At 38.1% G+C, this 24,430-nt stretch carries 19 protein-coding genes, 1 pseudogene and 1 riboswitch; of the genes and pseudogenes, 7 read left to right on the forward strand and 13 right to left on the reverse strand.

Annotation, left to right across the window (positions count from 1 at the left end):
• The first annotated feature begins 48 nt into the window (after window positions 1–48).
• Window positions 49–1,394, forward strand: a protein-coding gene (locus LDK52_RS03395; RefSeq protein ID WP_277584548.1) for an IS3 family transposase whose coding sequence is annotated in 2 segments (ribosomal slippage) — window positions 49–493 and window positions 493–1,394 — 1,347 coding nt in all. Because the reading frame shifts where the segments join, the coding sequence is not laid out codon by codon here.
• A gap of 1,004 nt (window positions 1,395–2,398) precedes the next feature.
• Here LDK52_RS03395 and LDK52_RS03400 read toward each other — a convergent pair.
• The 11 genes and pseudogenes from LDK52_RS03400 to LDK52_RS03450 all read right to left on the reverse strand — a co-directional run bounded on the left by LDK52_RS03400 (window position 2,399) and on the right by LDK52_RS03450 (window position 15,523).
• Window positions 2,399–4,567: a YheC/YheD family protein gene (locus LDK52_RS03400; RefSeq protein ID WP_277584549.1), complete on the reverse strand. Its 2,169-nt coding sequence runs from the start codon at window positions 4,565–4,567 to the stop codon at window positions 2,399–2,401.
• A 162-nt stretch (window positions 4,568–4,729) separates the two neighbouring features.
• On the reverse strand, window positions 4,730–5,161 hold the full coding sequence (locus LDK52_RS03405; RefSeq protein WP_277584550.1) for a CotY/CotZ family spore coat protein: 432 nt from the start codon (window positions 5,159–5,161) through the stop codon (window positions 4,730–4,732).
• 85 nt (window positions 5,162–5,246) lie between these two features.
• On the reverse strand, window positions 5,247–6,452 hold the full coding sequence (locus tag LDK52_RS03410) for an ATP-grasp domain-containing protein (RefSeq protein ID WP_277584551.1): 1,206 nt from the start codon (window positions 6,450–6,452) through the stop codon (window positions 5,247–5,249).
• Window positions 6,453–6,562: 110 nt separating this feature from the next.
• Window positions 6,563–7,459 carry an ROK family protein gene (locus tag LDK52_RS03415; RefSeq protein ID WP_277584552.1) on the reverse strand — a complete coding sequence of 299 codons (897 nt, stop codon included), beginning with the start codon at window positions 7,457–7,459 and terminating at the stop codon, window positions 6,563–6,565.
• A complete protein-coding gene (locus LDK52_RS03420; protein WP_277584553.1) occupies window positions 7,456–9,150 on the reverse strand; it encodes a glycoside hydrolase family 13 protein in 1,695 nt (564 codons plus the stop codon). The genes LDK52_RS03415 and LDK52_RS03420 overlap by 4 nt, the downstream gene beginning before the upstream one ends.
• Window positions 9,151–9,252: 102 nt before the next feature.
• Window positions 9,253–9,948 (reverse strand): hypothetical protein, encoded by a 696-nt coding sequence (locus tag LDK52_RS03425; RefSeq protein WP_277584554.1) that lies wholly within the window; start codon window positions 9,946–9,948, stop codon window positions 9,253–9,255.
• Window positions 9,949–10,617: a hypothetical protein gene (locus LDK52_RS03430; protein WP_277584555.1), complete on the reverse strand. Its 669-nt coding sequence runs from the start codon at window positions 10,615–10,617 to the stop codon at window positions 9,949–9,951. It abuts the gene before it with no gap.
• A 447-nt stretch (window positions 10,618–11,064) separates the two neighbouring features.
• A complete protein-coding gene (locus LDK52_RS03435; RefSeq protein ID WP_277584556.1) occupies window positions 11,065–12,930 on the reverse strand; it encodes an ABC transporter ATP-binding protein in 1,866 nt (621 codons plus the stop codon).
• Window positions 12,927–14,651, reverse strand: a complete 1,725-nt coding sequence (locus LDK52_RS03440) for an ABC transporter ATP-binding protein (protein ID WP_277584557.1) — start codon at window positions 14,649–14,651, stop codon at window positions 12,927–12,929. The genes LDK52_RS03435 and LDK52_RS03440 overlap by 4 nt, the downstream gene beginning before the upstream one ends.
• On the reverse strand, window positions 14,644–15,129 hold the full coding sequence (locus tag LDK52_RS03445) for a MarR family winged helix-turn-helix transcriptional regulator (protein WP_277584558.1): 486 nt from the start codon (window positions 15,127–15,129) through the stop codon (window positions 14,644–14,646). Before LDK52_RS03445 ends, LDK52_RS03440 begins: the two co-directional genes overlap by 8 nt.
• A 176-nt stretch (window positions 15,130–15,305) precedes the next feature.
• A pseudogene (locus tag LDK52_RS03450) lies at window positions 15,306–15,523 on the reverse strand (YunC family protein).
• A 139-nt stretch (window positions 15,524–15,662) separates the two neighbouring features.
• Between LDK52_RS03450 and cax the strand changes: the two are divergent.
• A complete protein-coding gene (gene cax / locus LDK52_RS03455) occupies window positions 15,663–16,724 on the forward strand; it encodes a calcium/proton exchanger (RefSeq protein ID WP_277584559.1) in 1,062 nt (353 codons plus the stop codon).
• Between the two features lie 1,338 nt (window positions 16,725–18,062).
• Here the strand turns inward: cax and LDK52_RS03460 are convergent.
• The gene (locus LDK52_RS03460) at window positions 18,063–18,995 is read right to left on the reverse strand and encodes a DUF2971 domain-containing protein (protein WP_277584560.1); all 933 of its coding nucleotides are present in this window, start codon (window positions 18,993–18,995) and stop codon (window positions 18,063–18,065) included.
• Window positions 18,996–19,131: 136 nt separating this feature from the next.
• On the reverse strand, window positions 19,132–20,091 hold the full coding sequence (locus LDK52_RS03465; RefSeq protein ID WP_277584561.1) for a 2-hydroxyacid dehydrogenase: 960 nt from the start codon (window positions 20,089–20,091) through the stop codon (window positions 19,132–19,134).
• Between the two features lie 182 nt (window positions 20,092–20,273).
• Window positions 20,274–20,380: riboswitch (TPP riboswitch) on the forward strand.
• 79 nt (window positions 20,381–20,459) lie between these two features.
• Between LDK52_RS03465 and LDK52_RS03470 the strand changes: the two genes are divergently transcribed.
• The 5 genes from LDK52_RS03470 (at window position 20,460) to LDK52_RS03490 (ending at window position 24,396) form a co-directional block, all read left to right on the forward strand.
• Window positions 20,460–21,041 (forward strand): YkoF family thiamine/hydroxymethylpyrimidine-binding protein, encoded by a 582-nt coding sequence (locus LDK52_RS03470; RefSeq protein WP_277584562.1) that lies wholly within the window; start codon window positions 20,460–20,462, stop codon window positions 21,039–21,041.
• Window position 21,042: 1 nt separating this feature from the next.
• A complete protein-coding gene (locus LDK52_RS03475) occupies window positions 21,043–21,624 on the forward strand; it encodes an ECF transporter S component (protein ID WP_277584563.1) in 582 nt (193 codons plus the stop codon).
• The gene (locus LDK52_RS03480) at window positions 21,611–22,987 is read left to right on the forward strand and encodes an ABC transporter ATP-binding protein (RefSeq protein ID WP_277584661.1); all 1,377 of its coding nucleotides are present in this window, start codon (window positions 21,611–21,613) and stop codon (window positions 22,985–22,987) included. The genes LDK52_RS03475 and LDK52_RS03480 overlap by 14 nt, the downstream gene beginning before the upstream one ends.
• A 13-nt stretch (window positions 22,988–23,000) precedes the next feature.
• Entirely contained in the window at window positions 23,001–23,723 is a 723-nt protein-coding gene (locus tag LDK52_RS03485; protein WP_320415336.1) for an energy-coupling factor transporter transmembrane component T family protein, read from the forward strand.
• A 169-nt stretch (window positions 23,724–23,892) separates the two neighbouring features.
• Entirely contained in the window at window positions 23,893–24,396 is a 504-nt protein-coding gene (locus tag LDK52_RS03490) for a DUF1697 domain-containing protein (RefSeq protein ID WP_277584662.1), read from the forward strand.
• The last annotated feature ends 34 nt before the right edge of the window (window positions 24,397–24,430 follow it).

Raw genomic sequence — 24,430 nt, forward strand, 5'->3', positions numbered from 1 at the left:
GCATGCACTGACCCCCATTTTCTAGACACATGAATGGGGTGTTATAAAATGAGAAAACAATTTAGCGCGGAAGAAAAGTATCAAGCCGTTCTACTCTATTTATCGGGTCGCTATTCTTATCGAGAAGTTGCCGCTCAAACGAATGTAGACAAAAAATCAGTGATCTTGTGGGTAGGTCTGTATCAAACACATGGTAAAGAGGCATTAAATCCAAAAAGCAGTTTTACTTTCTATGAGACAGCGTTTAAACTAGATGTACTAAAATATCGTACAGAAACAAATGCCTCATACATTCAAACCGCTGTTCATTTTAATTTAACCTCCCCTTACACGGTTCAACGCTGGGAGGAAAAATTTGAAAAAGCAGGTAGTGATGCCTTTGTATCTTGGAAAGAAGGATCATCTACTATGCCCAAAAATATAAATTTTACAGATGGAAAAATGAAAGTATTAGAAGCGGAACTAGAACGCTTACGTATGGAAAATGCTTATTTAAAAAAGTTGAATGCCTTAGTTCAAAAAAAGGACAAATCACCAAACAACACAAAGCACAAGTAGTCTATGAACTAAGGCTTAAATTTCCTGTAAAGGCATTGGTAAAACTCGCTGGTATTCCACGCAGCACGTATTATGACTTGGTCAAACGAATGAATCAACCTGATCCAGACGCCGACTTAAAGGTTGAAATCCAAGAGATTTACGAGGAACACAAAGGCCGTTATGGATACCGCCGTATTGCCGATGAATTAACGAAACGTAAGCAAATAGTAAATCATAAAAAAGTGCAACGAATCATGACAGAATTAGGATTAAAATGCCTTGTCCGCATGAAGAAATACAAATCTTATAAAGGGAAAGTGGGTAAAATTGCACCAAATATTCTAGATCGCCAGTTTACAGCTGAACAACCAAACGAGAAATGGGTAACCGATATTACAGAGTTTAAATTATTCAGTGAAAAACTCTATTTATCACCAGTATTAGATTTATTTAATGGAGAAATTATTACGTATACAATTGGCTCTAGACCAACCTATTCACTCGTTTCAGGTATGTTAGATAAAGCTTTAGAATATTTACCCGAGAATCATTCCCTTTTAATACACTCTGATCAAGGCTGGCATTACCAAATGAAGCAGTATCGAGATGTCCTTAAAAAACGTGGGGTTATTCAAAGTATGTCACGCAAAGGAAACTGTTACGATAATTCAGTCATGGAGAATTTCTTTGGGATTTTGAAATCTGAGTTTCTCTACTTAACAGAATTTGAGAGTATCGATCATTTTAAACAAGAACTCCAAAATTATCTAGAGTATTATAATCATAAAAGATTGAAGTCTAAATTCAAAATGACTCCGGTAGAATACCGTACTGCTTTTGAGCAAACTGCTTAACAAAATAATCGTGTCTAACTTTTGGGGGTCACTACAGGAAGAAGCATAGCGCATGACTGAGGAGGCTCGGCCTCGCCCGCGGAAAGCGTCCACATGTAACGGAAATCAGTAGTATTATGCATTCTTAAAAGTTCTGTAAAACCAGTGTTCATGCTGTATTTTTATATACTTTCTTATCTTTTAAGAAAAACCGGAAAAAAAAACGCCCGGTCCTCTAGGATCTAAACCTGTTTCTACTGTTTTCGAAGGGCTTTGTACAGATTTATTGCTATATAATTACCACTTGATTTTTTAAAGATGCTGGTCGTGACTGAAGTCACAACCAGCATCTTTTTTTCTCGGTAATCTTATGGCTATTAACTGTCCGTCGCCCTTCTACAACTTTTAGAAACGGGTTAGTTCATTTCTTGGGTAACTAGAGAAAAGATACTATCCTAATAATGGAGGATAGATGATGACAGTCTAAGTACGCGACATCTTGGTGCTCCTGCGCAAAGCTCGTCGCAAAATAAAAAAACATTTCGCAACGACTGCCTGACCCGCATCGTGCGGGCCTGAAGATGCAATTTCGTTCGCTATTTCGCTTCTTTATTTAGTAAACACTTACTAATTCTCTTTTTACCACTATATAAAAGAAGATCTCATTTCTTCCTCATTTATTCAATAGTCTATTTTATCCCTATATTAACTTTGTCTACTCTTATCGTCTTAGCGATAAGCTCTGCTAATCTTCTTATCGAGTACTACTCACTTAATTGATTGGAGTGAAAGGTGGCGACTCCAGCGGGATGAGGGAGACAGATGAGACATCACATCGACGCGCAAGCGACGGTGATGGCTCATCGCTCACCCCGCGGAACGCGTCCACCTGAAACGGAAATCAGTAGTATTATTCATTCTTTAAAGTTCCATGAACCCAGTGTTCACATACAATTTTATTTACTTTCTTTAATAAAAACCAAGCAAAACAACGCTCGGTCCTTTAAAGCCAAATCTTATTTCTGTTACTCTTTATAGAATTTATCCAGAAAGGAAACAGTATCAAACATATTTGTTTTACTTGCGCCTTTTACTAGAATAGTATCATTCTTCTCCACTATCTCTTTTAAGAGCTCATGCATTTTATCCTTATCGGTAAAATGATACGTATTTTGTGTAGGAAAACCCCTTGAGTTAGCTTGAGCTCCAATTTCTTCTGTACGATATCCGTATGTGATTAACACATCAACTCCCTGCTCGTATATATAATCGCCAACTTTACGATATTCCTGCTCCCTTAAATCTCCCAATTCTCGCATTTGACCGATAATAGCTATGTTACGATTCTTCCCTATATTTATTAGTACATCAATGGCAGCCTTTACGCCTTGGGGATGTGAGTGAACCGTGTCATCAATTACGGTTATATTATCTTTGCAATCATATACTGTTAATCTTCTTGGTGGTTTTCTAAAAATTAGACCCGCTTTAATTTCCATTGGTGTAAACCCTAAGTAATCGGCGACCGCAATTGCATTCAACGCATTGTAAACATGATGCTCCCCTAAAATAGGTATAAACATCTCAATTTCTTGACTCTGTAGCTTTATCTTAAAGCTCATGCCATTGTCCACATATTTAACCCCGTATGCTCTATAATTGGCAGGTAATTTAATCCCAACGGTCATAATCTTCCCTTTAAATTGAGTTGTCTCCAAATGCTTCGAATTTTCATCATCTTTATTGATTATTAAAATACCTGTTTGATCCATTCCGTGAATTAGCTCAGACTTTGCATGTGCTACTTTTTTAATGTCCCCGTCAAAGTTTCCAACATGTGCAAGTCCAATATTCGTTACAACACTAATCGTTGGTTGGATAATACTACAATGCTCCGTAATAACACCTGGATAGGCCATCCCGTATTCGAGTACAACTGCTTCATGTGTTTCATTAATTTCCTCTGCATGTTTTTTTGTATGCTCCGTTGTATTCCAATAATCTTTTGACTCAAAAATGGTCCATTTTTTAGCCAATATAGATGCAAGAAATGCTTTAGATGTTGTTTTCCCAGCACTCCCTGTTATAGCAATAATCGGTAATTCCTTTTTGACCTTTTTATTTTTCTTTTGTGCAGCGACTATTTCTTTTTTTATTTTCACTTGATTTTCGGCTACATACTTAGCGTATTTTATCGAATTGATCACTACGTCTAATTCTAAATAGAAAGCTGGTGGGCATCCTGGACGCCAGTTCACCTCGTAGATCCAAGTTTTTAGGTTTTCATCTAATCCAATGTCTATTCCTATTTCGTCAATTACTTCCCCGTACTTTTCCATTTGAATTTGATCTAGATGATTAGCTAAAGACAAAGAAAAGTGCTCCAACAAGCGTCTAATATTAAAAGCTTCTTCCTTAAATTCTTGTTGTAAAAATGGGTCTAAGTAATTCGTAAATCCTCCATTATTTATATTTGCAATAATTGATCCACTAGGTGCAACTCTTGGATAAATAGTGGTGACTACCCATTTACCCTCTCCGTTCTTTTGAACATGTAGCCTGAAGTCAAATACTTGACCAGATTTTGTAGTGGAATTTATATATGGTTGGACTATAAAGGTTCCAGCTGACAACCTTCCGTCGAGTAAGTTATTTAACCTTTCTTTTGTATATGTTTGATCTTCTACGTCCTTTCTTACTACATAACTTTCCCCCACTTTACTGATGAAATAAATTCCCTTTCCCTTTCTTCCATCAATTGGTTTAAAGACTACCTTATGAAAGGAAGAGATGAATTTATGAAAACTCTCCACATTCTTGACAATTTCAGTGGGAATTAAGTAGCTAGAAAATTCCTTTGCCTGTTTAAGTCGTTCATTTATATTCCATTTGTTCCCTATCGAGTTGGTTGTAAATGGAATTTCACTTTTTAATTTGTTAATAATTTCTCTAGATTCCGCTAGTTTTTCAGGACTTCCGGCATTATAAATTACGTCTGGAAAAGGCATAACTCTCTCATGCCAGCTTCCATTTTCATACACTTGACCTCGTATTGTACGATTCACAAAATTAACTGTGCCTGGTGAAAAATAAAAAAATTTAACCCCCTCCGCCCTTGCAACGACCGCATAAGCATAAGACTTAATAACGGTTGTGGGATTCCTGCGATGATGTAGCATTCCTATTGTTGTCATTCAATTTCTCCTGTCTTTATAGAACTTTCGTTTTATAATTTTTTACATAGCTATATATGTATTAAATTCAACAACATAGCTCTGTACATGGACAAACGTTCAGTTTATATAAATTATCAACTAAAAATCCCTAAGATTTTTTCCTAGGGATCAGTTTCGTCACTACCATTTTGGCTCTATAATAATTTTTCTCTTGAGCATTTCGATTTCTAACAGTTGTATAGCACAGATACTAGTGACATCTATGACTTTGCAGATGGACGTTTTTTCTAATCTCACTACGTCACATGGGGCGTTAGTTAGATCGCCTTCCATATCTAAAGGACGTAGTAATGAAAGAGTTGCACTACAATTTTCTAAGTCCACAGACTCAATCCGAAAAAACTTTGTTTCAATGCCCTCCATAGCATTATGCAAACTCAAGAGGTCTCCCTTTTGTGTAACCAAGAGGAAGGGAATCGTATCGGTGCCTACTAACTTTTCAAGTAGGCTTCCAAAAAACTTTGTTTGTGAATTTTTCAGTAAATCCTGGAGTAATTTTAGTTCGAAAAGTGCATCACACATACAATGATTACTTTTTCTTTCACTGTTCAAGTAGTTACTCACTCCCTCCCTACCTTGGTATCCTTATCATATTAAAAATTTTCCAATAAGAGCGGGTAAAACTATCTACTTTTTATTAAAAGGGTTCGATATAAAACTTAATTTCCTTAGCAGCACGTAAAGCAATTTCTTCCGCTTGATCTTCTGATTCAGAAACTGCAATGATGCAAGCATATCGGTCTCCCATGGAATATGGTTTCTTTAGAACCGCCCCTGCGACTGGCTTTATATAAACATATTTTACTCCATCATGCTCTAACGCTCGTTCCTTCCCTTTGACTTTTAGTAGTTTCCCTCTCGATTGAACGGTTAAATATCTAGCGTTTACGTATTTGTTCCTTGTTTTTGTGAATTCAGGTTCTTTTCCTAAATAAGTATTTAATATTCCTTTCAATAGATTAATGCCTGTACCTTCTTCTATAATTTGGTTCATGACACCTCCGGACATTCTAGGATTTATTTCAATTAGCTTCCATTCATTTTGCACTAGCTTCATCTCCATATGACATGAGCCGCTTGAAAATCCTAGTTCTCCGACGATGGTTAAAATATGAGAAGTAAGGGCTTTATATAAAGTTTCTTCTAAAATTGCCGGGTACTTATAAGCACTGACAATAAATTTTCCATTGTAGTCGATGTCCTGCTCCATTACCTCCATAAGTTTTAGTTCATCATTTTGGATGACCAACTCAATGAGATACTGTGATCCTTCTAAAAACTCTTCTATTAGTAAGCTACTATTAGGATATTTATCCCTCAATTTGTGGATAGTATTCGTCAGCTTGACAGGCGTTTTGACCATTAATACATCCTTTGAGCCGTTTGAAACAGGTGCTTTTATGATTAAAGGAAGATGGGATTTACACTTTAAATTTTGCAGGGAATCCTCTGGGTGGATTATCCAATATGCAGGAGTTATCGGGAGATGCTTTAATGTTTCTCTTAACCTTATTTTATTTTCCATTATGCTTAATGGTCGCAAGGAGACTGGTTCTAATCCTAATGTTTTCGAAAGACAAGCTGCATAAGAAACATACGGATCAATGAAACTAACACAAGCACATATTTGTTTTCCAATTTTCTGTAGCAAGAAGATTTCATTCATGACTTGTTGCTCGTTTAATAAGTCATCGATAAAAATAACTTGATTTACCTCTAAGAAATCAAGTTGGCTATGCTTATTAGTGAATAAGATAACTTCGTATCCCATTTCCTTGGCAATCGTTAACGCCTCTTTACTTGTACCAAATTTATAAGTTCCAATAAATACAAGCGACTTCATCATGCTAACCACCAATTCATCTATATTCGTTGTGTAATAGGATATGACGAGAAAGCGCTGGAGTTACATTCTATTAAAAAAAGTGTGCATAAATTATGCACACTTTTGACTTATTTGATTGAATCCATTACAAGCATCGCTGCTCCTAGCATTCCTGCTTCATTGCCAAAAGTTGCACGTCTAACCTGGACTGGTTTAAGTTTCAATGGTTCTACTTTAGCAAGAAGCTCTTCCCACCAGAAATCTGCAGAATCGGCTACACCGCCCCCTATTACGACACATTCCATATCTAGTACTGCTTGAAGACTGGAGATGACAATTGCAAAGTCAGAAAGGAAACGTTCACGAACCGCTACTGCTCCAGCTTGGCCATTTGCAGCTAAACGGAATACATCACGAGGCTTCGCCAATTCATTGGTTTCTGCATTAATGACATTCCCCTCGTGGATAAGTCTATTGATAGCCGTTCCAGATACGTACTCTTCACTACAGCCAGGTCTGCCACACCCGCATACTATCCCATTTGGATATAATATTAAATGACCGACCTCACCACCGCCACCATTTGTTCCATTCATTATTTTTCCATCAAGCACTATGCCCCCACCAAGCTTTGTACCAACTGTTAGGCAAACGACATGTTTTAACCCTGCTGCCGCACCAAGTCTAGCCTCTGCTAGCGCAGCACAATTGGCATCGTTGTTTATTTCTACTGGAAGGCCAGTTGCCGCTTGAAGTAATGCTTTTACAGGCGTTCCTTGCCACCCGGGCATTTCTGTTTCAAATGTGATGACACCTGTTGCTGCATCTACCATGCCTCTTGTTCCAATGCCAATTCCTGCTATTTCTGGAACCTCGTTCTTCATCGCAAGAACCTGCTCTTCTAAATATGGATATAATGGCAATACAGTAGGTATCGTCTTATCTACTAGAACTTCACCCTGTTCGTTTACGACACCCAACCGTATTTTCGTTCCCCCAATGTCAACACCTAGTACTTTCTTCAATTCTCTATCCCCTTTTTAAAAGCGACCACAAAGGCTTCATATGGACGAATTTCTACTATTTCGTTTGTTTGTACTGTACCATAGTTCGATATGATAAGTTCTTGTGATTTCGATGCCACATCACAGTCTTTCCATTCTAGCTGTTCCGTTTGATCGGAGAAATTTGCAACTACTAACCACTCCTCATCAGCCGATACCCGTTTATAAACAAATAAGTTCGGATGATCAGCAAGTAAAAGTTGGAAGCTGCCGTGTGTAATAATGTCATGCTGCTTTCTGAGCTGTATTAGCCTTTGATACGTATAAAAAATAGAAGTGGAGTCATTTATGGCTTGTTCTACATTTATCTCGTCAGTATTAGGGTTCATTCGAATCCATGGAGTACCTGTCGTAAAGCCACCCTCGACGGTCCATTGCATAGGTGTTCTGGCATTATCTCGACCTTTTGCATAGATGCCGGTCATAATATCCTCATGTGAAATTCCCTGTTCAATTTTTTCCTTGTACATATTCAACGTCTCAATATCTCGATAATCCTCAAGCTTTTGGAATTCGACATTCGTCATTCCAAGCTCTTCCCCTTGGTAAATATACGGGGTACCTTGTAGCATATGAAGGCAGATGGCTAACATTTTTGCAGACAGTACTCGGTATTCACTATCATTACCAAAACGGGATACTACCCTTGGTTGATCGTGGTTGTTCCAATATAAGCTATTCCAGCCCACTTTATGAAGGGCATGCTGCCACTTTTCGAAATTTCTCTTTAAATCGATTAGCTTTAACGGCTGTACATTCCATTTTCCATTTGGTCCACTATCTAAATCCATATGCTCGAATGTGAAAACCATATTGACTTCTTTATTATCAGGATTTGTATACGTACGGGCATCATCGGTTGTCGCTCCAGGCATTTCACCTACTGTGACCACATCATATTTACTTAATACTTTTTCATTCATCTCTTGCAGGTAAGGGTGAATTTTTGGTCCATTAATAAAATATGGACTTCCATCCCCGTATATATTATTCGGATGCACGATACCATCTGGTAACTGCGTATCCTTTGATATAAAGTTGATGACATCCATGCGGAAGCCGCCAATCCCTTTTTCCAGCCAATACGTCATTAGTTGGTAAACTTCCTCCCTCAGAGGCTGATGCTCCCAATTCAAGTCTGGCTGCTTTTTGGAGAACAAATGTAAGTAATAAGAATCCATGTGCTCGTCTTTTTCCCAAGCTGATCCTGAGAAAACGGAGCCCCAATTATTAGGGGGATGCCCTTCCTTTCCATCTCTCCAAATATAGTAATCACGGTATATAGAATCCCTAGAAGACTTAGATTCCACAAACCACTCATGCTCATCTGAACTGTGATTAACAACTAAATCCATCACAATTCGTATGCCATGCTTTTTGGATTCCTCTATTAGCTGTTCCATATCTTCCATTGTTCCAAATTCCTGCATAATTGTTCGGTAATTTCGAATATCGTAGCCGTTGTCATCATTCGGAGAATCGTAGACTGGACTCAACCAAATAACATCAATACCTAATTTTTGAATGTAGTCTAACTTGGAAATAATCCCTTGGATATCTCCAATACCATCCCCATTCGAATCCATAAAGCTTCTTGGATATATTTGATACACGACACTTTTTTTCCACCAAGGATCCATTTGTTGCCCCATTTTTCCACCGTCCTAAATATAACTTAATAGAGTTATTTTAATCTTCCCACAACAATTATGCAAGCGCTTGCACACCTTAATATAATATGATTTACTGCAGGTCTACTCTAGTTCGAATTCCTCTATAAAAACGGCAAACTCGATATTTGTTTCTCCGTCTATGGAAGAACTTCTGTTTTCATGTCTTTCAGGAAATATTGGTTTATCTGAGCTATCATATGTGTTCCAATGAAAATTATACAATGGGACTTTTAGAGAGTCAGTTAATGAATTAATGACTGCTAGCCACTCTTTCGATAGTTTCATACTTCCAAATAAATTTTCTGACAGAGTAATAGTTTGCTCTAGTTGCAAACCTGGTTCGTAATGTTCTTTTACACCAGTAATATGAAACCCTCTTTTATTGATTAAGTAGAACTTCATATAGTCGACTTGATCCTGGGGTGGGTAGTTCCAAAGAGCATGGTAAGTTGTTGGGTCCTCACTTTTTATCTTCCAAACTTTTATATCACCACTTGTCGAAACAAGAACCGCATTCCATTTACGATTGTTCCGTTCCCATAAACTTAGCCCATAAATTTCACCCTCTGCAGTAAAAGGAACAAACACATGACGGTCATCTAAAAAAATTGTATCTTGGATTACACTGTTCGAAACATACGAAAAATGATTAGTCATCTCTTCAACTACCTGTTCATCTGTTGGAAATGATGCTGGACCTGAATTGTAATACCAGTAACTTGTGGAAAATAATATAACCCCGATTAGCATAGACGCAATCAATATAGACTTTTTCACTTATTTTCTCTCCTCGAACAGGGATTGCTCGGTTTGATAATAGAGCTGCTTTTCCTGTGAAGTTATTAATATTCCTTTTCCGTTGTTCTCTATATAAATAGTTGTACTAAGCCCACTTCCCCATTTCGGAAAAGTATTCGCTAGCATATAAGGAAAGCGTTCAGTTGTTTTATTTGGATCCATAAATGTCTCGTTGTACCAACTATCACTGTAGTAATCTTGTTGCTTAGCACTGTGTATGGAGGATATTAAGTTTGCCTTAATAAGAGAGATTTCGTTTGCCGTTGGATGCGTTTTAATAATATAGGCATCCTCCACATTAGAAATATATGTACTTGGGTCATCTCGAGGATAAAGTAGATAGTTTACCAGTATTCCTACCAATAGGAATATCATTAATATAAAATTAGCCCCAAAGCCTAACCAAGCAAATAGTCGGTACTTTTCCCAGGTTAATTTATTCTTTCTTAAAAGCCAGTACAAAATCCAAACACCAAGAGGAAGGATCGAAATCTGCACTACTTGGCCAAAAAAGTCCAAATTAATGGAAAATGTAAAAAGACCTATGAGAAGAACTACGATTATTTTCCATATCGCAGGCTTTTCCAATTGAGTTTTATATAGACGCGAAGCAATTATACCCGTTACAATCCATCCTAAAACAATCATTAGCTGTTCAACAATATCGCCACTCCACCAAATAATAACTCCCTCTTTTCTCGATTACATATATCCTTTAATTCTACATTGCTTCCAATATTTCCTTCAAAGATTTATCCACGATTATTGAACTAAATTGAAAGTACACCTACAAAATTATTGAATTTTGTAGGTGTTTAAAGGTTTAGTAATTTAATTTTTTCTTCCAGTTTAAAGAGAATAAACTAGAAGAAATCGTAATAATAAAGAGCACAATTACAATAATGAAACGATATAGTAAGAACCAGTCAAATCATATAGGTAACTGAATAATGTTGTACCTACTGCTACACCTAGCGTAGAAGCTGACATAATTTTTGTATAAATAGATGCATAATCACGTCCACCAAATACAGATCAAAATAGCAATAGAAAAAAGAGAGACAGCAAAGCCAGGCTGTCTCTCTTTTCATATGTTCAAATCGCTTTTTTAGTCGAAAACTGACTGTTATATAAATCTGCGTAGAAGCCTTCTTCTTTGATGAGCCCCTCGTGAGAACCTTGTTCAATTACTTTCCCTTCGTTCATCACCAATATTAAATCAGCATCTCTAATAGTAGAAAGACGATGGGCGATAACAAAACTAGTTCTTCCTTCCATTAAACGATTCATCGCTTGTTGGATAAGTAGTTCCGTTCGAGTATCTACACTCGATGTCGCTTCATCTAAAATCATAATAGGTGGATTTGCAAGAACAGCGCGAGCGATTGTTAATAATTGTTTTTGCCCTTGTGAAATATTGGATGCTTCTTCATTTAAAACAGTGTCATAGCCATCCGGTAAAGTACGGATAAAATGGTCGGCACGTGCCGTTTTTGCAGCCGCGAAGATTTCTTCATCTGTTGCTCCGTCTTTCCCAAATGCAATATTTTCTTTAATCGTCCCATTAAAGAGCCAAGTATCTTGAAGCACCATCCCAAATGTTGTACGAAGATCGGTTCGGGACATTTTTCTAGTATCGTGTCCATCAATTGTGATTTCCCCATTGTTTAGTTCATAAAATCGCATCAATAAATTAATCAAGGTTGTTTTACCAGCCCCAGTTGGTCCAACAATCGCTACAGTTTGACCTGGTAACACATCAATATTCATATCCTCGATTAATAGCTCATCTGCGTAACCAAAATCTACTTGTTTAAATGTAACTGCGCCTTTTGCTTTAGATAGACTCTCAGTTGTTACTTCTTTTTCTTCCTCTACTTCGTCCAGTAATTCAAAAACCCGTTCCGCTGCTGCAATGGTTGACTGGATGATGTTGGCGATATTGGCCGTTTGCATGACTGGCTGTGTGAACTGACGAGTATACGTAATAAAGGCCTGAATATCACCGATAGAAATGGCACGTTGGGTAACTAATATTCCTCCGACAACGCTAATTACGACATAACTTAAATTACCGATAAAAGACATCATCGGCATAATAATACCGGATATAAATTGTGCTCTGCGACCAGCATCATATAGTTGTTCATTCACTTCGTCGAACTCAGCGACCGCTTTTTTCTCGTGGCCGAAAACTTTCACTACTTGGTGCCCCGTATACATTTCTTCGATGTGTCCATTCAATTGACCAAGTGTTCGTTGTTGATCAGCAAAATGCTTTTGTGATCTTTTTAAAATTGGTTGAATGACGAACATCGATACTGGTAAACTTACAATGGAAATTAACGTTAATAGTGGGCTAATCGTTAACATCATAATGATAATACCTACGATGGTTACCACTGAAGTGATAAATTGCGTTAAGCTTTGCTGAAGTGTATTTCCGATTGTATCGAGATCGTTCGTAACACGGCTTAACGTTTCCCCATTTGGTCGACCATCATAATACTTAAGGGGAAGCCTTTCTAGTTTGCCGTTTACTTCTTCCCTTAAATCATAAACCGTTTTTTGTGCAACACTCGACATAATGTATTGCTGAATATACGTAAACAAGCTACTAATCACATACAAAGCTGCTAGTAGAAGGAGTAGTTTCCCAATTGCATCAAAATCAATTGCTGCTCCCGGTACACCTGTCATTTTGGCATATGCACCTTCGAATAATTCTGTAATTGCATTCCCCATAATTTTAGGGCCGACAACTGCGAATATGGTGCTTAAAATAGCGGCTATAAATACCGCTATTAATTGATTGCTGCGAGGTTTCAAGTAAGTTAGAAGGCGTCGTAAAGTACCTTTAAAGTTTTTAGCTTTTTGTCCGCCCATCATCATCATCATGTTTCCACCGCCGCCCCCCGCTTGATGTCCGCCTTGAGACTGCGACTTTTTATGCTTACTCATGCGATTTCCTCCTCTGAGAGCTGAGATTCAACAATTTCGCGATACACATCATTATTTTCTAAGAGATCCTCATGCTTACCGATTCCTGAAATTTCTCCTTTATCTAATACAATAATTTGATCTGCATCTGCTACGGTACTAACTCGTTGAGCAACGATGATAGTAGTTGCATTTTGGGTTTCGCCTTTTAATGCTTCACGCAAGTTTGCTTCTGTTTTGAAATCGAGCGCTGAAAAACTGTCATCGAAAATATAAATATCAGGTTTCCGAACGAGCGCTCTTGCAATCGACAGACGTTGTTTTTGCCCTCCAGATACATTCGAACCACCTTGCGAAATAACGGAGTTATATCCTTCATCCATTTTTCCTATAAAATCTTCTGCTTGAGCAATGCGCGCTGCAAGTTTTATTTCTTCTTCAGTTGCATCTTGTTTTCCAAAACGAATATTTTCTTTGATCGTTCCAGAAAAGAGAAGTGCTTTTTGGGGAACAAATCCTATTTTGGAGCGAACCTCGTCTTGAGAAGATTCACGAATATCGATGCCGTTTACACGAATCGTTCCGCTTGTCACATCATAAAAACGTGGAACTAAGTTCACAAGTGTAGATTTACCAGAGCCGGTCCCTCCGATAATTGCCGTAATTTCCCCAGATTTAGCTTGAAATGTAATATTGGATAATGCGGATTCTTCCGCTCCTGGGTAGCTAAAAGATACATGATCAAATTCAAGTGTGCCACGCTCTTTATTTGCTAATTTCGTACCTTCGTTTAAGGCGGTTGGTTTTGTGTTTAGTACTTCATTAATCCGGTTTGCTGAAACTGCAGCACGAGGTACCATAATGAACATCATGGAAGCCATCACAAGCGCGAACATGATTTGCATGACGTACTGGATAAATGCCATTAAATCACCGATCTGCATTGACCCTCCGTCAATGCGAATTCCACCGAACCAAATGATTAATACAACGGTAATATTCATTACAAGCATCATAACGGGCATTAAAAAAGCCATTACCTTGTTTACTTTAATAGAGACGTCGGTCAATTCCTTATTAGCTTTTTGAAGTCGAACTTTTTCTTGTTTTTCCCGATTAAAGGCACGGATAACACGAATTCCAGTTAAATTTTCACGCAATACAAGGTTTAACTGGTCTAATTTTGTTTGTACTGTTTTGAAAAGTGGTACACCTTTATACATGATTAATAACACAGCCCCAACTAACACAGGCATTGTAAGTACAATGACTAGTGATAATTTAGCATCTTTTGATACTGCCATAATAATCCCACCAACTAACATGATAGGAGCGCTAACGACCATACGTAGCATCATGATGACCACTTGTTGCACTTGTGTTATATCATTGGTCGTTCTTGTAATAAGCGATGCTGTGCCAAACTGATCGAAATCTTGAAGGGAAAATTGCTCTACATGTTTGAACACTTTATGGCGAATATCTCTACCAAACCCCATTGCAGCTTTGGAGGAGTAGAAGCTCGCTATGATTGATGCGACTGCTCCAAACGCCGCAACTAAAAGCATTATTCCGCCGATTTTCCAAATATAGGCTGTATCGCCGACTACTACTCCTTTATCGATAATATCTGCCATAAGAGTTGGTAAATAAAGGTCAGCCATTGATTGGATAAAAACTAATCCTAATACTGCTAGAACAATCCACTTATACACTGTTAAGCTTTTCAATAGTTTAATCATTTTGGTTGTTCTCCTTTGAAATAGTTTCATTTTCTAAAAAATCGGAGATATGGAGAAGCGTAGCTAGAAATTCATCGAATTGTTTTTCGGTAAGTGTACCCATAACGGATTCAATCGTTCGATGAACGCTTCCTTTCTGTTGAATTATTTTTTTAAACAAGGTATTTCCTTTTTCACTAAGTAATAATTGCATTTCCCGTCGATTGTCCGAAACCGGCTGTCTATGAATCCATCCGGTTTGGACAAGTCCATCGACGGCTTGACTTAACGTACTTTTAGGAATTTGTAATACCTCACCTAATTGTTTTTGCGTCATTTCTTTTCGTGGGGCAATTGTCATTAGGACAGAATATTGTGGAATCGAAAGATCATTATCTAGCGCAGTCTTATGTATAAAGCGCATCATATTTTGACTTAAACGCAGAAATGAATGTATAAATTTCGATGATTTGCTGTCAGTTAGGTTGTTACAATCCACTTTTCATCTCTCCGTTCTACGTAGAACTGTTCATTTGTGAACAGTTCTTTAATGCGTAATTTACTCTTGCTTTCAATAAATGTCAACTGGGAAGCCATGCCGGTGGAAACCAACAGGTCCATTAATTTAGCGGGCATAAAAAAGCTAGCCATATAAAAACGGCTAACTTATAAGATTTATATTATATCATTTTCAAAAGTGATGGATTCCAAAGGTGCATTAAGAAGATGTTCAATTGTTTTCACGCCTACTGCTCTTCATGCGAGCACTTCCGCTCTTTTAGTTTCTCGTTTAACAGTGCACCGCACACGATATACCCTTTATCATTCGATACGACAAATAAATTCGATTTTGGCAACTCGACCGAAATTGTTAAAAATGTATGTACTTCCATGTTGATAGGCTCCAAATTAATCTTCGGATTTCATTCCTCCTTTACCTCTACTTATAAGTTCTGTAAGAGAAAAAAAGGTTTCTTCTTTTCAAGTAAGGGAAAGATAAGTTAGTAATGCATTAAGTCGAAGAGGTGTTTTATGGTGTATAAACTATTTGCTGTTCTTGTCTTTGTAGGTGTTCCTTTAGTTTTTATAGGAGCATTTTTAAACTGGTCAGAAATGATGATGTTCTTTCTCTGCTGTGCAAGTATTATTGGAATTTCGGGATTTATAGGCAGAGCAACAGAAAGTTTAGCGATTGTAAGTGGTCCAAGAGTCGGGGGCTTGTTGAACGCCACTTTTGGCAATGCAGTCGAACTTATCATTTCCATATTCACATTGAAAGCTGGAATGGTTGGAATTGTATTAGCATCGCTAACTGGATCAGTTCTTGGTAACCTGCTACTTGTACTTGGATTATCATTTTTTGCTGGAGGTATTAAGTTTAAACGTCAAAAGTTTAGTCTGAACAGTGCAAGATACAATTCAGGATTACTTATTTTCGCTGTTATTGTAGCATTTGTCATTCCGGAAGTTTTTTCAATGACCATGAATTCCGAGAAAACATTGAACTTAAGTATTGGAATTGCCATCATATTAATCGCTTTGTATCTTGCGGGGCTATTTTTCAAACTTGTCACGCATCGAGGTGTATTCTCGTCTACTGACGAACCGGAAACGGAAACAGAAAAAGAACTACCAGAATGGACGAAAAGGAAATCGATATTAATTCTTTTCTTGGCAACCGTAGTAGTCGCTTTTGTATCGGAGCAATTAGTGCATACATTTGAAATGCTCGGGGCGAAGTTTGGATGGAGCGAGTTGTTTATAGGTGTCATTATCGTAGCGATTGTCGGGAATGCAGCAGAGCACGTTTCCGCTATTACGATGGCTGTCAAAAACAAAATGGAAGTGTCTGTTGAGATTGCGGTTGGTTCTACGCTACAAGTTGCCATGTTTGTAGGACCAATACTTGTTCTTGTTTCTTTGTTCATGCCTCAGTCGATGGCACTCGTTTTTACTTGGCCTGAGCTTGTCGCGATGGTTACTGCTGTACTTTTAGTTATTAATGTTTCCAATGATGGTGAATCGAATTGGTTTGAAGGGCTGACGCTGTTTGCGGCATATTTGATTATGGGAATTGGTTTTTATCTTCTTTAATTTTACAGAACAATAATGATAAGATAGAAAGTATATTAACGGAATGTTTGGTAGATTCTCTCTAAATATTAGAGAAAATCCTTCATTCAATTATTGATTTATTCTTAAACTAACGAGCGACCGCAACAAATTCTGTTATAAGCGCTTTTTAGCGTGAAAATACAGGAGATTTATAAAAATAAATTTTCACTTTACAACGGAGGATCGAATGATGCAGCCATGTTTCCTGATACCATTCTTATGGATAAAGTATGCTGAAGGATAGACCGCATGGCTGAACAACTATAATTTAAAGTAAAAACTACGTGGCCTGGAGAATGACCTGGTGTGAAATAAGGGGTAAGTTCTCCGATTTTCTTTAATTTTCTTGAGTCTTCTTCGTCGAAGGCTTTGGGCAGACTTTTGCTATATGATTACCGAGTGAATTTTAAGAATGCTGGTTGGTTGTGACGGACGTCACAACCAACCAGCATTCTTTTTTTAGGTAATCTTATGGCGTTTGTCTATCCGTCGCAATCCTACAACTCTTAGAAACAGGTTAGTGCATTTTTGGATAACTAGAGAAAAGATTCTTTTTATATATAGAGGAAGCTCTCAAAGATACAATTTCGTTCGCTCTTTCGCTTCTTAATTTATTAATCACTTACTATTTCTCTTTATTCCACTAGTAAAAAACGAAATCTACTTTCTTCATCTTTCATTGGATATTAGTATTTCTAATTCAAAAGCGATTACAAATAATTTTATCACTCTCTAAAATTTGACCAATCATATTATCTAAGCGATAAGGTTTGCTATATCTTTGAATGGAGTACTACACGGTATATTGATTGCAGTGGAAGGTGGCGACTCCAGCGGGAACAGCAAATGTTTTCTGCACCGAAAGCGAAGCGACAGGTGCACGAGCTGAAAGCCCCGCAGGAAAGACGTTGGTCAAACTTTATTTGACCAACGTCTTTGCGACGAGTAACCGCAGGAGCATATGTTTTCGTAGTGACGAGGAGATTGAAGCCGTGCCCACGGAGGCCAACAGGATGTTGGTCACAAAGGAGTTGAGGCCCACAGGAGGTGGGTTATGCAATCGTTGCCGCAGGACGCGGCGAACTTAGATTGCCTTCCTTTTACGATGTGGCGCTCTTAACCTTTGTACCCCACCTGAAACGCAAATCAGTAGTATCAATCATTCTTAAAAGCCCTGTAAAACTGGTGTTCATGCTGTATTTTTATATACTTTCTTATCTTTGAACAAAACACCTCCAACCATTTAAAAATAGTTGGAGGTGCTATTATTTTATATGCAGTTGGAATGGATTATGTGCTCGACTCCAGCTTTATTTATTATCGATATGGAATATGGGACAGCTTTATAGGAACTGTTGGATATCCTACATTTTTCAAATAATAATTAATGCTTCTGGCTGTGAATTCATTGGTACCAGAAGGTCCTATAATGATTTGATTGACCGGAAGTCTATTGTCATTTTGTAGTACTTTGTTATGTGTTTCTAGCTCGATATATGGCAGAAGAATATTATCTCTTGCACGGAACTTGAGCTCATGCTGATATGGCATACTCTTCGAGTTAGTCACAATAATTCTCCATTCCTTTTCCTCAGAAAAAGTAGCGTGTTTGAATAGTGGAAGAAAGTATCCAATGGTTCTTGCAACTTCCTTTGGAGTAAACTGCGGATTTTGACCGCCTTGCTCAAGGCTGAGGAGCGAGACGTTTATAATTCTGCGAATAATTCGTTCTTGCAACTTACGATTGTAAATCACCTTTCGAGGGAAAAAGTTTTCTTCACTTAAATGAAAAGACACATCAAATAAAGATGTAAAATCAAAGCCAATGGAGATGCCGTGTGGGCTCCTGCTATATCCTCTCCACTGGCTTAGTAGGTCTCCACTTTCACAAAATGAAACTACAAAAATATCTGTATCTTGTATTTCTAAAATGGCAAAAACCTCTTCCAAATATGCTCTTTTTGGATTTTCTACCGGTAATTCTTGAATAATTGTTTGTACGATACTTTCACATACCTCTAGGCCATGACTATATTCCTTCGAGTCATTCATAAACTTTATATGCGAAGCCCAAAAGGTTTTATTGCTAATTATTCCTTGTGCGCCTTCCAAATTCGTATAGTGATATAATGCTTTAATATTTTTCGTAAAGTATTTTCTAAATTCCTTACTGATTAACGGGATAAGAGCCTTCATATCAGCCCTTAATGAATGTGGTTTACTATCTTTACCTTCATCATAATCTGACATTTAAGGCACCTCTCTTTTTTCTTCTATCTATATGATAAATCTATGTAATTTATAGAGCAATTATTTAAAACCTTAGATGATAAGTTAGGGAAAAAGAAAAAGTGGTCCTTGTTTAATTAGGACCACTACTTAAGTATTAGTTAACTCGATTTTGAGGTTCTTTGTCTTCTAACACCGCTTCTATATCTTTTGCGTTCAATTGCATCATGGCAAGACGAGTTCGGATACTAGCACTGCCGATATGAGGCAGCATAGTTACATTAGGTAATGTAACTAGTGGATGATCTACCGGGACAGGTTCCTGTTCAAATACATCCAGTCCTGCAGCCCATATTTTTTTAGATACTAGCGCTTCGTAAAGAGCTTGTTCATCTACAATGCCACCTCGTGCGACATTAATGATTGCTGCAGTTTCCTTCATAAGATTTAGTTCACGTTCCCCTATAAGTCCCTTTGTTTCTGGTGTTAGTGGAGTTAACAGAACCACAAAATCAGATTGCTTTAGTAACTCTTCTAACTCAACATAAGTAAAGCCATACGTCTGTTCCGCATCAAGTTTTCTAGAGCGGTTATGATATAACACATTCATGTCAAAGCCTTTTGCCCGCCTAGCAACTGCTTCCCCTATGCGCCCCATTCCAATAATACCGAGCGTTGCACCGAAAATATCCATTCCTGTATATTGCATTGGTGACCAGGAAGTCCAATTGCCTGAACGAATTTCTTGTTCTACTTCCGTTATTCTTCGAGCTGTTGCTAATAGTAATGCAAATGTTAAGTCTGCTGTTGTCTCTGTTAATACACCAGGAGTATTTGTTACGGCGATACCATGTTCTTTTGCAGCCTCTATGTCTATATTGTTATAGCCAACACCAAAATTACTAATTACTTTTAGATTTGCAAGACTTTCTATTAATGCACGATCGATATTATCGGATAACATCGTCCATAGAGCATGTGCATCTTTAGCATTTGTTATTATTTCTTCATTTGTCATTCCAATCGTTTCACTATGCCACATTTGTACATCAAATTTTTTTCTTAAAGGCTCTACGATTTCCTCAGGTAGTTTACGTGTTATGTATATTTTTTTCAAAGATTCTTCCTCCTTTAATTTGTTCGTACGGGTGATTGTTTCGTGGATTCTCGTGATTCTCCGTAATTCGCCAAAAGTAGCGCTAAGTTAAGCATGGACGAAAGCACGAAATTTTGCAAACATATTTACAACTTTGAAATGCTACGTTATACTTTGGGCACATTAAAAAAACTACATACCGTTTTGCGCACTAGGGGTGCCCACTTTGGCTGAGATGCGAGCTTTTTGCTCCGATCCCTTAAAACTCGATCAGGATAATACCTGCGTGAGGAAGTGCGGTGACTTTCCTACTATTTTTGTATTGGATTAGTGACTGCATCTTCACGGATGTGGTCTTTTTTTATGAAAAAAAATAGGGAGGTTTTTAAATGGAATGTGGTTTGAGCCCAATTATCGGATTTCGTTTTTCGTTACATCCGATGACCAATGATTTTATCAAGGTGATTAAAGGAGCTTTAGAGGAGGCAGATACGACGAATGTGTGGATGCATACGGATGATGTGTCAACGGTCATTCGTGGGAAGCAAGTACATGTATTTAATGTGGCAAAGGCGATTGCTTTGAATGCCGCTAAAACGGGGGTGCACATTGCCCTATCCGGGACTTTTTCAGCCGGTTGTCCAGGTGACACTGCTGGAGATGTATATTTAGATAAAGGAGATATAGTTGCGAATACAGATACAACAAAGCAATATGTTTCATCCCAATTTGCACTTTACCCTATGAATAACCCAGATTATATGGACGTTATTTACCGGGAAGTAGATCGTGCTAAAGAACAAGGAGTTTTCAATGATTCCATGCATTATGCAAGCGGAATTCATGGTGATATTCATGATGTGTTTGCTTTTTATGAAGATTCCTTTACGCACGCTCGTTCCGACGAATATAAACATTTGGTCATGACGGTTTCTATGAGTATTAATAGTCCATCGCACGGAGGTATTTAATATGCTGAAGTCTTGGAAGTTAAAAGAGATTGTACTAATGTCTTTATTTGCAGTTGTCTTTGGCATTGTGTATTTATTGTTTTTGCATATCGGCAATATTTGGGCTGGATTTGTTGGCCCAATTGCATATGAATGGATTTTTGGAATTTGGTTTATCGTGTCGATTATTTGTATGTATATTATTCGAAAGCCCGGCGCTGCAGTTATTTCTGAAACAATCGCTGCAACTATCGAAGTGGTGTTAGGAAATGCGGTTGGACCTAGATTAATCTTATCCGGTGTCATTCAGGGGTTAGGGGCAGAAGCAGTGTTTGCTGCAACTCGCTATAAACGATTTGATCTATGGGTCCTGATGCTAGCAGGTGTTGGGTCTTCGGTATTTAGTTTTGCCTACGGATATTTGTTAGGTGGGTTTACGGTGTTCAGTACGGGATATGTTGCTTTAATGCTTGGTATTCGCATTTTAAGTGGTGCCCTTCTTGCCGGCGTTGGAGGTAAGGCGGTCGCGGATGGTTTACTTGCGACGGGTTCTCTTCGTGGTTATGCTATTTCACGTCCCAAAAAAGGTGATGTTCGTGCATGATGTTATTTTGTTTGAACAGGTAAACTTTCGATATCCAGATGAGGACAAGTGGATTCTAAATGACTTTTCATTTTCCGTACAGAAAGGGTCCAAGCTTGTGTTAACTGGTCCAAGTGGTTGTGGGAAAACGACACTGCTTTACTTGTGCAATCGTCTATATCCAGACAATTGCGATGGTGTTTTGACAGGTAACATTAAGCTATTTGGAAAGGAGTGTTCTTCGTTCATTCCGGGGGAAATAAATCATCGCATTGCCACTGTTTTTCAGGATCCAGATGCGCAGTTTTGTATGCAAACGGTGGAAGAGGAGCTCGCTTTCACATTGGAAAATTTGCATGTGAAGCGTGAAGAGATGGATAAACGAATAACCGAGGTGCTTGCTCTCACCAATTTGAGTGAGTTTCGATACTCTATTATTCAACAGCTTTCAGGTGGTCAGAAGCAACAAATCGCTACTGCATGCGCTCTAATTATGGAGCCAGAGGTTTTGTTGCTAGACGAACCAATCGCTCATTTAGATCCTTATACCGCTAAAAAGTATGTGCAATGGCTGAACCTGCTACAGAAAAAACGTCAAATGACGATTGTTGCGATTGAACATCGTTTAGACTTATGGGGAGATTTTTTCGATAGAAATATTTCCTTGAATAAAAGCGACATAGCTTTCCCTATTCCACAAAGGTTGACTTCCATGCAGCTAGATACTTCATTTGAAGTTACTAAAGTGGAGACGAAAACTTTTTTAAAGCCTACCTCCTTTTCTTTACAGCGAGGAGAAATTGCAATTCTTGCTGGTCCGAATGGTAGTGGTAAATCGACTTTATTAAAAGCTTTATGTCAATTGATTCCTAATAGTGGGGTAGTGGAACCTGCTTTTCTAGGCTATGTTCCGCAATCACCTGAGTTTTTATTTTTAACGAAGGCTGTACAAGATGAAGTTACATACGGCGGTGGATATGATGTGGATAACTTGATGGATCGACTAAAGCTAGTGGAGATTGCCGGTTCACATCCTTTCTCTATAAGTCATGGGCAAAAACGTAGAGTAGCCATAGCTGCGATGTTATGTGATGGAAGAGAAGTAATTTTAATGGACGAACCTACTTCCGGTCAGGATGCTGCCGCATTGTATGAGTTATTCCAACTAATTGATGAGCGTGCTCGCGCTGGAACTACGTTTTTAATCGTCACACACGATATGGAGTTCGCCTACCGTTTAGCAGATTCAATTTTATTGATGGAGGGTGGCAGTTTAACCGGGAAGTTTCCTGCAGCGGATGTTTGGGAAAATGAACAATTATTACTTGATCATCATTTACTTCCTCCGAAAGGATTGATGCGACATGAGAAGTCTTTTGCATAGGATGAATCCTTCCGTGAAGTTTCTTTTAATCACTGTTTGCATGTTCACGATGGCCTTTTTCTTTGACCCATGGACACCTCTTATATTTTGCGTTGGTGTGCTTTTGCTGCAAGTGCTGTTCAGTCAAGTTGACTGGAAGAAGTGGACATTATTTATGATTCCATTTTTTATCACAGCATTCGGTTATTTTTGGACGACACTTGTATTTGCAAAGGAATCGTCTGGTCCTATCATTTGGTCAATTGGATCTGTTGGTGTGACAGAAATTCAGCTAGATCATGCACTTTCCTTAAGCTTTCGCGTTTTAGCTTTTTCTAGCTTGTCTATGTTATTTGCGTTAACAACTAATCCCGTTACTTTCATATTGAGTTTAATGCAGCAATTGAAACTATCTCCTAAAATTGCTTATGGCATTTTAGTAGGCTTTCAGTTTTTGCCTGTGATAAAGGACGAGTTTATACAAATACAGCAAGCACAACGGTTGAGAGGAATGTTCCAGAAGAAAAATGCTTTGCAGAGGTTACTTGCATCTCGTCTAGTGCTTATCCCCTTGCTTGCGGGTGCTGTTCGTAAAGCAGAGCGATCTGCGTTTGCCATGGAAGCAAGGGGCTTTACCGGTGAGCCAAGAAGTAGTTTCTTTCGTGTGATTACAGTAGGTAAAGTGGATGCTTTGTTAGTAGCGCTGTTTTTATTCGTTTTAGTATTAAGCTGTACGAACACCTTCTGGCTTAGTTAATATAGAGATATAGAAAAATTAAGATTTTAGCCGAATGTTGAGATGTAGTGCAGTACTAGGAAATGATTGAGAGAGGAAAGGAGCGTACTTAGGTATGTGACTGACCGAACGAATGAAATTGACGACGTAATGTGCTGCATATCGACATTAGGAGGGAGTGGTGTTGGGGATGTCGTCAGTAATATTGCTTCGAGGAATTAATCTTGGTGCTAAAAATAAGGTAGATATGAAATCCTTAAAATCTCTTTTTGAAGAGATCGGCTATGAAAATGTGCAAACCTATATTCAGACTGGAAACGTAATTGTTGAACAAACTGTTATTAATGTCCCTGCTATAGAGGTAGCTCTTCGAGAGTCGTATGGATTTGAAATACCTGTAGTGGTACGCTCTAAAGAAGAATTTGACGGAATCGTCCAGCTACCAATTTTCTTCAGGGAGCAGGTATATGTCATGTTTTTAACCCAGGAAATTTCAGTGGAGCAACAAGAGATGCTAGCAGGTTTAATAGATGATGAGTTTGTTGTTTGGAAGAAACGAAATGTGATTATTAGTCTTTCGAAAAGTTATCATCAAACAAAATTTACGAATGCTTTTTTTGAGCGGAAACTAGGTATTCCCTCAACAGCTCGCAATAAAAATACTGTTAACAAAATATTGGCAAAAATGTCATAAGAATTCCTTATGCTTATTGATGACTTTTATCAAT

The organism is Psychrobacillus antarcticus (assembly GCF_029533155.1).
Classification (GTDB): Bacteria; Bacillota; Bacilli; order Bacillales_A; family Planococcaceae; genus Psychrobacillus; species Psychrobacillus antarcticus.